Source organism: Rhodococcus sp. I2R (assembly GCF_020889545.1).
GTDB lineage: Bacteria > Actinomycetota > Actinomycetes > Mycobacteriales > Mycobacteriaceae > Rhodococcoides.
The window spans coordinates 36860-49723 of the sequence record NZ_JAHUTG010000022.1; the positions used below are offsets into that span (position 1 = coordinate 36860).

At 63.4% G+C, this 12864-nt stretch carries 11 protein-coding genes and 2 pseudogenes; 7 read left to right on the forward strand and 6 right to left on the reverse strand.

The window, feature by feature from the left end; genetic code table 11:
* The first annotated feature begins 44 nt into the window (after window positions 1-44).
* The 3 genes and pseudogenes from KVY23_RS19760 (at window position 45) to gdhA (ending at window position 2982) form a co-directional block, all read left to right on the forward strand.
* The gene (locus tag KVY23_RS19760) at window positions 45-1496 is read left to right on the forward strand and encodes an MDR family MFS transporter (protein ID WP_230557931.1); all 1452 of its coding nucleotides are present in this window, start codon (window positions 45-47) and stop codon (window positions 1494-1496) included.
* 29 nt (window positions 1497-1525) lie between these two features.
* Complete coding sequence (locus KVY23_RS19765; protein ID WP_230557932.1) at window positions 1526-1666, forward strand: hypothetical protein; 141 nt, start codon at window positions 1526-1528, stop codon at window positions 1664-1666.
* Window positions 1635-2982, forward strand: a pseudogene (gene gdhA, locus KVY23_RS19770) (NADP-specific glutamate dehydrogenase). Before KVY23_RS19765 ends, gdhA begins: the two are co-directional and overlap by 32 nt.
* A 245-nt stretch (window positions 2983-3227) precedes the next feature.
* Here gdhA and KVY23_RS19775 read toward each other — a convergent pair.
* The 3 genes from KVY23_RS19775 to KVY23_RS19785 all read right to left on the reverse strand — a co-directional run bounded on the left by KVY23_RS19775 (window position 3228) and on the right by KVY23_RS19785 (window position 5845).
* Complete coding sequence (locus tag KVY23_RS19775) at window positions 3228-3674, reverse strand: Hsp20/alpha crystallin family protein (protein WP_075841090.1); 447 nt, start codon at window positions 3672-3674, stop codon at window positions 3228-3230.
* A 191-nt stretch (window positions 3675-3865) separates the two neighbouring features.
* A complete protein-coding gene (locus KVY23_RS19780) occupies window positions 3866-5170 on the reverse strand; it encodes a DUF2254 domain-containing protein (protein WP_075840993.1) in 1305 nt (434 codons plus the stop codon).
* Between the two features lie 99 nt (window positions 5171-5269).
* Window positions 5270-5845: a TetR/AcrR family transcriptional regulator gene (locus tag KVY23_RS19785; RefSeq protein ID WP_075840992.1), complete on the reverse strand. Its 576-nt coding sequence runs from the start codon at window positions 5843-5845 to the stop codon at window positions 5270-5272.
* 76 nt (window positions 5846-5921) lie between these two features.
* Between KVY23_RS19785 and KVY23_RS19790 the strand changes: the two genes are divergently transcribed.
* The 3 genes and pseudogenes from KVY23_RS19790 (at window position 5922) to KVY23_RS19800 (ending at window position 8729) form a co-directional block, all read left to right on the forward strand.
* Window positions 5922-6545, forward strand: a complete 624-nt coding sequence (locus KVY23_RS19790; protein ID WP_075840991.1) for an NAD(P)H-dependent oxidoreductase — start codon at window positions 5922-5924, stop codon at window positions 6543-6545.
* 71 nt (window positions 6546-6616) lie between these two features.
* Window positions 6617-8109 (forward strand): annotated as a pseudogene (locus tag KVY23_RS19795) (amidase).
* Between the two features lie 20 nt (window positions 8110-8129).
* Entirely contained in the window at window positions 8130-8729 is a 600-nt protein-coding gene (locus KVY23_RS19800) for a TetR/AcrR family transcriptional regulator (RefSeq protein ID WP_075841089.1), read from the forward strand.
* A 3-nt stretch (window positions 8730-8732) separates the two neighbouring features.
* Here the strand turns inward: KVY23_RS19800 and KVY23_RS19805 are convergent, their stop codons facing one another.
* The 3 genes from KVY23_RS19805 to KVY23_RS19815 are packed head-to-tail and all read right to left on the reverse strand — an operon-like array spanning window position 8733 to window position 12084.
* The gene (locus KVY23_RS19805) at window positions 8733-10511 is read right to left on the reverse strand and encodes an FAD-dependent monooxygenase (RefSeq protein WP_230557933.1); all 1779 of its coding nucleotides are present in this window, start codon (window positions 10509-10511) and stop codon (window positions 8733-8735) included.
* Complete coding sequence (locus tag KVY23_RS19810; protein ID WP_206508436.1) at window positions 10508-11434, reverse strand: fumarylacetoacetate hydrolase family protein; 927 nt, start codon at window positions 11432-11434, stop codon at window positions 10508-10510. Before KVY23_RS19810 ends, KVY23_RS19805 begins: the two co-directional genes overlap by 4 nt.
* A 14-nt stretch (window positions 11435-11448) precedes the next feature.
* Window positions 11449-12084 carry a VOC family protein gene (locus KVY23_RS19815; RefSeq protein ID WP_075840988.1) on the reverse strand — a complete coding sequence of 212 codons (636 nt, stop codon included), beginning with the start codon at window positions 12082-12084 and terminating at the stop codon, window positions 11449-11451.
* A 129-nt stretch (window positions 12085-12213) separates the two neighbouring features.
* On the opposite strand from KVY23_RS19815, the gene KVY23_RS19820 reads away from it, so the two are divergent.
* The gene (locus KVY23_RS19820) at window positions 12214-12855 is read left to right on the forward strand and encodes a TetR/AcrR family transcriptional regulator (RefSeq protein WP_230557934.1); all 642 of its coding nucleotides are present in this window, start codon (window positions 12214-12216) and stop codon (window positions 12853-12855) included.
* The last annotated feature ends 9 nt before the right edge of the window (window positions 12856-12864 follow it).

Consider the following 12864-nt stretch of genomic DNA (forward strand, 5'->3'; position numbering starts at 1 on the left):
CGACACCCACTTCGCCGCAGTTCCCAGAAGGATCATCGACAGACATGCAGACAGACGCGATCGACTCATCGAAGAGCCAGTCCGGCACCTCGGAGCTACCACCCGGCGCCGGCCTGCTCATCGGCATCCTCGTGGTGTCCTCCTTCGTGATGATCCTCAACGAGACGATCATGAGCGTCGCGCTACCGCGCCTGATGACCGACCTCTCCATCACCGCGACCACCGCACAGTGGTTGACCACCGGATTCATGCTCACCATGGCCGTCGTCATCCCCACCACCGGCTTCCTGTTCCAGCGGTTCACGCTGCGCCAGGTGTTCGTGGCATCGATGTCGCTCTTCACGGTGGGAACGTTGTTCGCCGCGACCGCACCGGGGTTCGAACTGCTCCTGACCGGACGCATCGTCCAAGCCAGCGGCACCGCCCTGATGCTGCCGCTGCTGATGAACACCGTGCTCAATCTGGTGCCAGCCCACCGCCGCGGCCGCATGATGGGCGTGATCTCCATCGTCATCGCCGTCGCACCCGCGATAGGCCCCACGATCTCCGGCATCATCCTGCAGGCACTGGACTGGCGCTGGATGTTCTGGCTGGTTCTACCGATCGCGCTGGTCGCGTTCGCCGTCGGATTCCGCTTGGTCAAGAACGTGACACCCACCAGCAAGCCCTCGTTCGACGCCGCGTCGGTCGTGCTCTCGGCCCTCGCCTTCGGCGGTCTCGTCTACGGCCTGAGTAGCATCGGGCATTCGGCGGAGGGCTCCTCGGTTCCGGTGTGGATCCCGCTCGTCGTGGGCGCCGTCGCGCTCGCTGTGTTCGTGCAAAGGCAGATCGCGCGCCAAGACTCCGACCGCGCCCTGCTGAACCTGCGCCCGTTCTCGACGCCGACGTTCAGCATCGGACTCGGCATGCTCACGATTTCCATGATGGCCCTGTTCGGGGCACTTATCCTGCTGCCGCTCTACCTCCAGAACATCCGCGGCCTCGACACTCTGACGACCGGTCTGCTGCTGCTTCCCGGCGGGCTGGCAATGGGCGTGCTCGCGCCGTTCGTCGGCCGGGTGTTCGACCGCGTCGGACCGCGACCTCTCGTCATCCCCGGCTCGATCGTCGTCAGCCTCGCGCTGTGGCTGATGACGCTGCTCGACGCCGATTCCGCGCTCCCGATGGTCGTCGCCATCCACTGCATCCTCATGATCGGGCTCGCGACGATCATGACGCCGCTGATGACCTCGTCCCTCGGGTCGCTGCCGCCGCAGTACTACTCCCACGGCAGCGCAATCTTCAGCACCATTCAGCAGCTGGCCGGTGCGGCGGGCACGGCCCTGTTCGTCACCGTCATGTCGACGACGGCCACCTCACGGATCGCCTCGGGAGTCGGGGACGTCGCTGCGAACCAGGACGGAATCCACACTGCGTTCCTATGCGGTGGCGTCGTCTCGCTCATCGCGGTCGCAGCCTCCTTCTTCATTCGCAAGCCAACATCGCAGCCGGGTTGAAATCGGGGGCGAACGGTTATCCGCCCCCGATGACGACAAATGAGCAGGACAAGAACGACAACAGCCACGACCATGACGAGCCGAAGGCCGGTCATCCCGGCCCCACCGACACCGGCAAGGACGGCGGAATGGCGACGCGTGAGCTGGCCCCCGAGCTCACCGAGGACTGACTGCAGCACAGTCCGCACACGGAATGCCGGTGAACCCGAGTTCCATCAAGCGGCCGCCGAGGTGTTCGATTCGCTGCACGTCGTGCTCGATCGCCATCCCCACTACGCCGAGGCCGGACTCATCGAGCGCCTGTGCGAGCCCGAGCGTCAGATCATCTTTCGGGTGCCGTGGACCGACGACCGCGGCGCCGTACACGTCAACCGCGGATTCCGGGTGCAGTACAACAGCGTCCTCGGCCCTTACAAGGGCGGCTTGCGGTTTCATCCCACCGTCAACCTGGGCATCGTGAAGTTCCTCGGATTCGAGCAGATCTTCAAGAATGCGCTGACGGGTCTGCCGATCGGCGGCGGCAAAGGCGGCTCCGACTTCGACCCGAAGGGACGCTCCGAGGCCGAGGTGATGCGTTTCTGCCAGTCGTTCATGACCGAACTGCACAGCCACATCGGGGAACACACAGACGTGCCGGCAGGCGATATCGGCGTCGGTGGGCGTGAGATCGGTTTTCTCTTCGGCCAGTACAAGCGACTGACCAACCGCTACGAGTCCGGGGTGCTCACCGGCAAGGGCACCGGATGGGGTGGCTCACAGGTGCGGCGCGAAGCGACCGGGTACGGTGCGGCGTACTTCGTCAACGACATGCTGCAGACCCACAATCGATCGCTCGACGGCACCCGGGTGGTCGTATCCGGCTCGGGCAATGTCGCGATCTACGCAATCGAAAAGATCCAGCAACTCGGCGGACTCGTCGTCGCCTGCTCCGACTCGTCCGGCTACATCGTCGACTCCAAGGGCATCGATCTCGAGGTCCTCGAGGACATCAAGCAGGTGCAGCGTGGCCGTGTCAGTGAGTACGTCGATGCCCACTCCCACGCAAGCTTCACCGCCGACGGGTCGATCTGGGACGTCCCCTGCGACGTTGCCTTGCCGTCGGCGACCGAGAACGAACTCGACGACAAGGCCGCCACTGCACTGGTGAAGAACGGCGTCAACGTGGTGGCCGAGGGCGCGAACATGCCGACGACTCCGGCGGCAATCAAGGTGCTGCGAGAGGCCGGCGTCGCTTTCGCGCCGGGCAAGGCGGCCAACGCCGGCGGTGTGGCGACATCGGCACTCGAGATGCAGCAGAACGCATCCCGCGATTCCTGGGCCTTCCAGTACACCGACGAGCGACTCGCAGCGATCATGAGCAGGATCCACAGCCGCGCCGTCGAGACGGCCCGAGGAGTTCGGGATGCCCGGCGACTACGTGCACGGCGCGAACATCTCCGGCTTCATCACTGTCGCCGACGCGATGATCGCGCAGGGCGTCATCTAGGCACACGAAATACCTGCACGGATAAGGAACATCCGTGCAGGTATTTTCATGTTGTAGTGCATCTCAGGCTGCGCTGGCGTCCGTGGCCTGCGCGTCGATTCCCAGTACCGAGTTCCACCAAGCTTGCCGCTCGGCTGTTTCGGTCCATACCACTGCTTCCATCTACTCGCCTCCGCCTCTTCAGATCCCTCTACCGAGGAGGGTGCCCGCTCAGGAGGGCGCGCAAACGTAGGGACGGAAGCAGATCAGGTGGACTGCGCCTCGATGGACCGGGTTCCCTTGTCATCGGCGCGGGCGATATCGACTCGGCGCGGCTTCGCACGCTCAGCAAGTGGGATGGTGACCGACAGGACGCCGTTGTCGTAGGAGGCCGAGATGCGGTCGGGGTCGACTCCTTCCCCGAGAGAAAGCTGACGCCGGTAGGTTCCCGCGAACCGCTCGGACGAGAGCCATTGCACCCCTTCGCTACCCGGGGCCGTGCGATGCGCGGTGATGGTCAGCGTCCCGCGATCGACGTCGACATCGATCGAACCCGGGTCGACTCCCGGCAGATCGGCACTGAGAACATAGTGATCATCGACCTTGTAGAGATCCATCGGCATGAACCGTGGGGCACGGTCCGAACCTGACGACGCACCGAGCATGTTCGCGGTGAGCGAATCGAGGTCACGGAACGGATCGAAGCGAAGCACAGCAACCACCTCCTGCAACCGATGCACCCGCCCCTGTGGCGGATCGCTCTTCACTGTGCGAGTCCTAAATTAGCACTCTCCCCCATAGAGTGCCAATAGTTTCCGGGCAGAAATTTTCGCTCAATGATGCTGTGCGGCAGGGTTGCCCGTCCAGACCTTCAGGACTGACTGCACGGAACACACGTGCCGGATCAGGCTTTCGCGGTGATCGCCGAGGTAGCCGCGTCGATGCGCAGCCGGCATTTGTCCGCATCGACCGAGTCCACCTCTGCCGACCCGTACGCGTTGCGCAGAGCCGCCAGCTGCTTCACCACGGCTCCGCGAACCTCCTGGTGAACGGTCGCCAGGCCGATCCGCTCGCCCAGTTCTACCGCGGCGATCACGGCCAGCGGGTTGCCGAGCCCGTACTGACGAATTGCGTCGAAGACTTGGTCGATCAGTTCCGAGACGCTCGCACGCGAGATCGCCAACCGATAGTTCCCTTCGCCATCGTTGCGGCCGAGCAGAGGCCTAGGACGGGTGCTCAGCGGCACCAGGCCGACGGCAAGTTCGGCGAGTGCGTTGCGGGCTGTGTACGGGTCGTTGGTGCTCGGCGACATCGCCCGCACTGCCATCTCGGTGAGCTGCTGAACCGCGAACTCGATATCCTGCGTCGGTGTGCGGGTATTGCCCAGAACCACGGCGCCGCGAATTTCTTTCGCGATCTCGTCGCCGGTATTGCCGCTGACTGCGGCTATGCATTCTCCTTCGATCACATGACTTCCGGCACGAACACGCAGTTCGACGACACTGTCCGCTTTGCACGCGGCCACGACCAACGCCTGTTCGTCGATTCTGACGACGAAGCCCGAAGCCTCGGAGTCCACATCGACGGCGGTACCGGGCAACGCACGCGTCTCGGTGGCGTCGTCGGGCGAGTCCTTCGGGTACATGGCATCGATGACCGCCATGAGCTCTCCGCGCACCCGCGCCGACAGCGTCGAAACCTGGATGGAGTCGGCGATGTGATGGATGAAGTAGACGAGAACCGCCACGTCGATGACAGCGAGGAGTACGGCCACGTTGACCGCGATGTCGGGGACGAAATTCACCCCATCGCCCGATTCGGAACGAATGGAGCGCAGAACCATCAAGCTGTACAGGAAAGTGGCCCCGAAGATGCCCAGGACGAACTGATTGCCTCTGTCGGACATGAAGTTCCGAACCAGTCGCGGACCGTATGTCGAGCTCGCCGTGGCCAACACCGCAATCGTGATCGAGAACGAAGTCGCCGCCACCGCCAGCATCGATCCGCCGATGGCGCCGAGAATGTCGCGACTGCCGCTCGCACCGACTCGGTACAGCAGAAAGCCCCACCCGCCGAGCTGCTTGTCGTCGATGAAGCGGTCGAGATAGATCAACGACTGGGCCAGCATGAGCGCGGCGATCCCCAGCAGCGCGGGCAGGAACCAGAACGACTCACGGGCGCGCAGGATCTGTGTTCGAAATGCCGTCATAGGTTGTCCGTCGAGTCGTAGTTCGTCAGTCGGCACACATTTTCGCAGCCCAGCCGACGATATCCGACTGCGCTGCGGCTGAGCGGCAAACTCGCAGCTTCAGGTCTTGCCGATGACCGCAACGATCAGCGTCGCGAGTTCATCCTTCGCTTGGTCGGCCGAGAGCGCTCCCGATACCGCCGCCTGCGAAAGCGCCTCCGCAGCACCGAAAATTGCCGTCATCGATGGCTGCGTCAACCGGTCTGCACTGCAGACAGGCGCGAGGATCGTCCGACATCGGTCGGAGTAGGCCTGCTCGGACTCACGTTTGACTTGCTCGAGCTCCGGCGAACCTTCCAGCGCAGCCAGCACCCCCGTGAGTTCACGCCCCTGAGCCAATGAACACCCCACGTACGAGTTTGCGATGGCATTCGCTCGCCCGACCAAGGACTCCTCCGAGGCTTCGAGGTACTCCTCGAGCATTGCCGTTTGGCGATCGTCGAACTCCCGAAAAAGCGAGGCCAGCAGGTCTGCGCGTGAGGCGAAGTGGCTGTACACAACCGGCTTCGCGACACCGGCACGTTCGGCAAGCCGACCCAGCGTCAGAGCATCCGCGCCCTCTTGTCGCACCAGACCCCAGGACACGTCGATCAGTTGCTCGTATCTGTCGGCGCGGGACAGTCTCGTCCGAACCATCGGACACCTCCTTGCGCTATGTACTAAAAGTAACCTACTCTTGGTATATACCCGTTGGCCAACAGAAGGACCTTCCATGACCAGCCTCGTCGTAGTGTCCCACCCCGACCCCAACTCCTTGACCCACCACGTTGCCCGAGCCACTTCCGATGCGATCCACGCAGCAGGCGGCATCGTCGAAATCGCCGACCTCGCTGCCGAGAACTTCAATCCGCGATTCACCGAGGCCGATCTGGCCCTCTTCAAAGGCAAGGCCGATGCACCCGCAGATGCACTGGCCGAGCAGGAACGAATCGATCGCGCAGACCACCTGATTCTCGTGTTCCCGATGTACTGGTGGTCGATGCCCGCACTGCTCAAAGGCTGGATCGACCGCGTCTTCGTTGCCGGCTGGGCCTACGAATTCACCTCGGGAAGCGCATTCGAGAAGAAACTGGACCGACTCACCGTCCACCTGATCCCGGTGGCAGGTGACGACGCAGAGAGCTTCGAACGCCATGGTGTCTACGAGGCTTTCCGGACACAGATCGAACGCGGAATCGTCGAATACTGCGGTGCGACGGTCGGATCGACCACCTTCGTGCACGAATCGGATACCAAGTCTCGCGGCGCGCTCGCCGCAGAAGTCCGCGACCTCAGCGAGAACATCGCCGCGCGCGTCGCCGGTCTCGAACGTGTCGGTACGGCCGCCTACTCGTAGTTGCGAGAGAAGACCGATATATCCAAACCAAGTGGTTGACATATCTCCGCGCGCGGATACGCTGCATCAGCATGCGCCTCGATGAATACCAGCGTTTCGATGCACTCGGTCTCGCCGAACTCGTGCAGACCGGTCAGGTAACGCCCACCGAGTTGCTCGACGCCGCCACCGGCCAGGCCGAGGCCGTCAATCCGGCACTCAACGCTATCGTACGACCGATGCAGACGCAGGCACGCGAACGCGTGAACCACGAGCTGACAGGGCCTTTCGCCGGGGTGCCGTTTCTCGTCAAGGATCTCGCTCAGGATGTCGCCGGACTTCCGTCGAGCAGCGGTTCCGCCTCGCTTGCCAGCACCCCGGTGACCGAGCATTCGACCGTCGTACAGCGATGGCTGGACGCCGGCCTCGTCATCTTCGGGAAGACCAATACGCCGGAGTTCGGGGCGAAGGGGATCACCGAGCCCGAACTGTTCGGTCCGGCGCACAACCCTTGGGATCTCAGTCGTACTCCGGGCGGATCATCCGGAGGATCCGCCGCGGCAGTCGCAGCCGGGATCGTTCCGGTGGCGGGGGCCAACGACGGCGGCGGATCCATCCGCATACCCGCAGCGTGCTGCGGTCTCGTCGGCCTCAAGCCGAGTCGCGGCCTCCTGCCGATGGGTCCGGCTCTCGGCGAAATGATGCACGGCGCAGCAGTTCAGGGCGTCGTCTCACGGTCGGTACGCGATACCGCAGCCATGCTCGACGTACTCGAGGGCGGCGAAACCAGCGGCCCGTTCCAGCCTGCCATCCCAGGCGAATCGTTCCTCTCCCGGCTGAACGACGCGCCGCGCGGCCTCCGCATCGGCCTGTGCGTGAAATCGTCGATCAACCCCAATCCTCATCCGGAGTCGGTCGCAGCCGTCGAGACAACGGCGAAAACACTCGAGGACCTCGGTCACCACGTCGACATCCTCGACACCCCGCCGTTCGACGACGAGGCGCTTGCCCGCGACTTCCTGTTGACGTGGTTCGTCGTCCTGGCCTGGGAGTTGGACGAGGCGAAGCGTCGAACAGGTTGCAGCGAAGACAGTTTCGAATTCGACACCAGGATCATTGCCGCCATAGGACGGGCCACACCGAGCGTGGACTACGTCGACGCGGTTGCGCGTCGCCACGACCACACGCGGCGACTGTCGACGTACTTCGAAACGTACGATCTACTCCTGACGCCGACGCTGGCGGATCTGCCGCCGCGCATCGGAGAATTGGACACTCCGATGCTTCAGCGTCGGGCGGGGTCGCTGCTGCTCAAGACGCGCACCGCCGGCTTCCTGCGACACCCCCCCTCGTCGAGCAGATGATCGACAAGAACCTGCGCTGGGTTCCGTACACGCAGCTGGCGAATCTGACGGGACGTCCGGCGCTGACTGTTCCGATGCATTGGACACCGGACGGCCTTCCGATGGGAGCGCAGTTCACCGGCCAACTCGGCGACGAGGCCCTGCTGCTGCAGCTGGCCGCCCAGCTCGAACAAGCGCGCCCCTGGTTCGACCGTCGCCCGCAGATCTCGAAAACTGTGTGACTCACGACTACCATCCCGGCATGAACACTACGAGCACGGGATCGGACGGGCGAACGCTGCGACATCAGCATCGCCGGCCCGAGCTGCTCGCGAGAATCACCGAATTCGTCTTGGAAAAAGGCACTCTCGACTGGTCACTGCGGCAGGCGGCAGAGGCAGTCGGCGTCACACACGCCACGTTGTTGCGTCATTTCGAGTCGAAGGATCTGCTGCTGGTGGACGTCCTCGACAAGATCCGGCGCGACCTACTGGCGCGCATCGAGGCGCATTCCGCTGATGGTCCGTCGAACGGTTCGATCGCCGACGAGTTGCGGCGGCTGTGGCAGCTGCTGTGTGAACCCGCCGAGCGGCGTCAGTTCTCACTACTGTTCGCCATCATCGCCGCTCGCGGAGGCGGGAGTGACCCCCTGGGCAGATCGGCCACCATGCTCGTGGACGACTTTCTCTCGCCCCTCACGGAACGATTCCGCGCCGACGGCCACTCCCCCGCCCGGGCCCGCACACTGGCCACCTCGGTTCTCGCCCAGATCCGAGGCCTGCAACTCGACCTTGCGGTGACCTCGGATCAAGACCGAGTCGACGACGCCCTGGACCTGTTCGCGGACATGGTGTGCAGTTGATGCTCAGACGCGGCCCATGAAGTAGGCACCCCATTGTCGGCCGAGGAAATCGGCAAGTGACTGCCGAGCCTGCTCTGCCGACGTCGCTGTGCGCCAAGCCACATGGCCGTCGGGACGGACGAGCACGGCACCGACGTCACCGACCTCGTACAGTGCGATCAGAGCGTCACGATCGACTCCAGCGGGCGCATCGACGGCAACGAGCGACACCCCGGGTCCGAGGTCTGCGAGCTCCTCCACCACCGGCGACCACGAATCGCGGTCGAAGGTGAACAGCGACAGCAAATTCGGGTCGAGAGCGTCATGAGCCGAAACCAGTGTTCCGTCGACCGAGAACACCGCATGTGGCAACCGGGCACCCGGATACGTCGTGGGCACGTAGTCGACCACGTCCTCGGTGGGCTTCGCAGTGGAGTCACCGGCGATCAGCGGGCTGGTGTACAGGTAACCGAACTGCAAGCCGGTGGACACGAAGTGCTCCACCTGGAGCGGAATCGCGTCGGCGATCTGTTGCCGCAGCTGGCCCGCGCCGGGGACGTCCGGATTCAGTCTTCGTGAGCGTCTCATCTGTCCACGCGTTGCCGCGGCGGCGAGTGGCGCAATGATTCGACCGGGGATCTTGGCCAGGGGTGGCCGACCCATGGCCGCGGTGGCGCGCGCCAACATCGCGTTGGTGATACCCACTTTCTTGCCGATGGCGTCCATCCGAAAGTGGTTCGTCACGCTCTGTTCGGCGAACTTCTCCACCACCGGGCGGCGCTCGGTGTCGTGGGTGTCCAGCAGTGACGGCGAGGCAGCACCGGAGAGGACGGCGTCGAGCTTCCACACCACATTGTGTGCGTCCTGGACGCCCGAATTGAGACCGAACCCGCCGGTGTGGGGAAAGCGATGTGCCGCATCCCCCAGGAGGAGGAGTCGATCACGCCGGAACCTGTCGGCGGTCTGCGAGGTCATTATCCATGTGCCCGTCGACTCCAGGTCGAATTCGTGGTCGCCCAGCACCTTCGGCAACATCTCGCGCCAGAAGCCGCGGCTGTTCACAGCGATCTCCTGGTCTGGGTGCAGGTACGCCGTCATCAGGATGTAGCGGTGATCGGCGTGTGCAATCAGCACGCCACACAGATCCGGGGTGTAGATCCAGCTGAGCAGCGGGCGGGCGTCCTCGGGAAACAGCGTCGTGGACGTGAAGAACGCACTGCCCATGTTTGCCAGCACCGGTCCGGACAGCTCGATTCCGGCCGCGTCGCGTATCGCACTGTTCGCGCCGTCGCAGGCGAGCACGTACTGGGCCTGCAACTCCGAAGGATCTCCAGCCAGGGTGACGCGGGCAGCATCTGAGGAGCCTTCGACGGAGTGCACGCTCACACCGCGCCTGAACTCGATCAGTGGCTCGGCTTCGACAGCGTCCCACAGCGCGGGCATCAGAATGTGTTGCCCGATGTGCGAGACCATGAAAGGGCTCTGGCTCTCGACGGCGGCTTTGCGCTCGGGATCGGAAAGCAGGTCGATCGAGCCGATGGTCTCGTCGGACAGGCCGCCGTACCAGCTGATCAGGTTGACGGTCTCGTGCGGTGGCGACATCGCTGCGATCGACTTCGCCAGTTCGGGACTGTATTCGTTCCATATCTCGAGCGTGCGGGCGTTGATCACGTGCGCGGCGGGATGGAACAGTGGGCTGCTGCGGCGCTCCACCAGGATGCTTCGAATACCTCTGCGTGCCAGTAGAAGTGCGGCCGTGGTACCGGCGGGCCCGGCGCCGACGATGACGATCGAGGCGGTCATCGGACTACGGTCTCCTGTGTACCCAGGTCGATCGAACCGTCTGCGGTTCGAATGGTGGCGGTCACGACGTCGTCGACGGAAAGGTACTTCGGATTCTTCGCTTGTCGTGCGAAGAAGAACTTCCATTTCAGATCAGGCGGGATCAGTTCACCGATCTTCTGTATGACCTTCGATGGTGCGGAGATGGCGGTTCCGATCGGGGTTCCGGTGAGCAGTACGTCGCCTGCAGTCATGTTCTGGAATCGGGCCAACCTGGTGAGTGCATCCGCTGGTGGGGTGATGAGGTCGTTGCCGATGGTCTGATCCTGGCGGGTCTCTCCGTTCACCGCCAGCGTCATGTGCAACTCCGGCAGCCGACGCAGTTCGTCGTTGTCCAGGAGTACCAGGCGCGGCCCGAGCGGGGTGAAGGTGGGATACGACTTGCTTTCGTACACCTGAACTTTGGTCAGCTGAATCTCTCGTGCCGAGACGTCGTTCGCGACGACGAAGCCCGCGACGTACGCCGACAGATTGTCGTCGGTGACCGTCGTTCCGATCGGGATATCCGCACCGACGACGACGCCCAGTTCGATCTCATAATCCAGAAGAGCGACCTCAGGTGGCTGACGAATGGGATCGTTCGGGCCGCTGATCGAGGCCGAGGACTTGCGAAAGAAGGTGGGCTGGAGAGTCTTCGGATCCGAACCGGCATCGATCGCGTGCGACCGATAGTTGAGCAGCTGCGCCACCACACGGCACGGGGTAGTGATGGGCGAGACCAGCTCGAGCTCGGCGAGGTGCGTCCCTGTACCCGACGCAGCATCGATGGCTTCCCGGTCGGCCAGTAGCTCGCGGGTGGTGTGCGCGGCGGTGTCGATCCGAACTGCGAGGTCACCGTCGAGACGCCACCAGCTGTCGATCGTTCGAATGATGTTGACAGGCATGACTTACGATCCCCCTACAGAGTTTTCGGAGTAATGGTCTTCTTGTTCGCAATCACAGAGCGCCCCGGTCGGGTTCCGGCCTCGCGTCGGCGCAGTTCCTCATGGGTTGCGCCGTTGCGGAGCCGGCTGAGCAGGTAGTCGGGGTCGATGTTGACGCCGATCGGGTTTTTCGCGAACTCCTCGGTGAAGAAGAATGCGGCAGTGTTCTCGGGATCGAAGTTCTCGACCTGAAACTCGAGGCGGATTCCATCGGGATCTTCGTAGTAGAGCGAGATCGTGGGCCCGTGGTTGATCGACCACACGGGGAAGATGCCCTCACGCTTGAGTCGCACATAGTTCTCCAGCAGTCGCTCCAGCGAGACGAACGTCAGAGCGATGTGGTCGATCCCGTATGCCTTACGCCGGAACTTGGCCAGCGGAAACATGAACCTCAAGGGCTTGGGGACGGCGATGATGGCGAGACGATGAGACTCGTCGTCCCAGGTCAGAAACGTGATCCCATCGTCCTGGTACGCGATCTCGGCACCGAAAACCACTCCGTACCACCGCACCATCTGCTCGGTGCGGGTGGACTTGACCACCCAGTGCGCAATGTAGTCAGGAGCCAACCGTGGCGGCTTCCGACTCTGCGCGTCCTGCGTCGTGCTCATTGAACGACCTTTCCTGGTGATCGTTGCGTGCGACCGAGCCTACGGAGACTTTGACTTCTAGTCAATATATTGATTGATAGTCAATTTACTCCGAGATCACAGGCATGTCGGTGCACTACTGTGGCGTTGGTGTCACCGAACGCATCCTCCGGTTCTGAGCAGTCTCGGCGCGCCCGCCCTCGACGAGACCGTCGTCAGGCCCTGATCGACGCAGCCATCGAGCTGATGTCCGAAGGCAGTTCCGACATCAGCGCGGCGGCGATATCCCGTCGTGCAGGCGTGGCACACGGACTGCTCTTCTACTACTTCACAGACAAGCACGGCCTGGTTGCAGCCGCCCTGGCGCACGTGCTGTCGAAGTTGACGCAGGCCCAGGACCCCCTGGACGAGGAGCGAACAGAGCGGGCCCGCCTCGAGGGTTTCGTGCGACGTCACATCGAATTTCTTCGAGATCACCGCGCCTTGTATGTACGCGTCGTCCGGGAGGACGAACTCGGCGACAGCGGTGTCGAAACCGCGGTGAGACAGGCGCGGGCCGAGGGTGAACGCCAGATAGCGAGGATGGTCAACCTCCCGGATCCGCAGCCTCCACTGGTGAGCGCCGCGATCTCCGGATGGACCGGCTTTCTCGATCGAACCGCGGATGTCTATTTCGATTCTGCTGGCGTCGATCTCGACGAGTTGGTCGCGTTGGTGGTCGATGCGTTCGAGGCGGTGGTCGATTCCGCAACGCGTCGTAGCCGCGGAGGTAGCGAGCCGGCGACCGAATAGTCGGCGCAG

Coding starts and splice junctions, on each gene's coding strand:
- KVY23_RS19760 (WP_230557931.1), top strand. CDS start 45: ATGCAGACAGACGCGATCGACTCATCGAAGAGCCAGTCCGGCACCTCG.
- KVY23_RS19785 (WP_075840992.1), bottom strand. CDS start 5,845: ATGGTTCGGACGAGACTGTCCCGCGCCGACAGATACGAGCAACTGATC.
- KVY23_RS19780 (WP_075840993.1), bottom strand. CDS start 5,170: ATGACGGCATTTCGAACACAGATCCTGCGCGCCCGTGAGTCGTTCTGG.
- KVY23_RS19790 (WP_075840991.1), top strand. CDS start 5,922: ATGACCAGCCTCGTCGTAGTGTCCCACCCCGACCCCAACTCCTTGACC.
- KVY23_RS19805 (WP_230557933.1), bottom strand. CDS start 10,511: ATGACCGCCTCGATCGTCATCGTCGGCGCCGGGCCCGCCGGTACCACG.
- KVY23_RS19810 (WP_206508436.1), bottom strand. CDS start 11,434: ATGCCTGTCAACATCATTCGAACGATCGACAGCTGGTGGCGTCTCGAC.
- KVY23_RS19800 (WP_075841089.1), top strand. CDS start 8,130: ATGAACACTACGAGCACGGGATCGGACGGGCGAACGCTGCGACATCAG.
- KVY23_RS19815 (WP_075840988.1), bottom strand. CDS start 12,084: ATGAGCACGACGCAGGACGCGCAGAGTCGGAAGCCGCCACGGTTGGCT.
- KVY23_RS19765 (WP_230557932.1), top strand. CDS start 1,526: ATGACGACAAATGAGCAGGACAAGAACGACAACAGCCACGACCATGAC.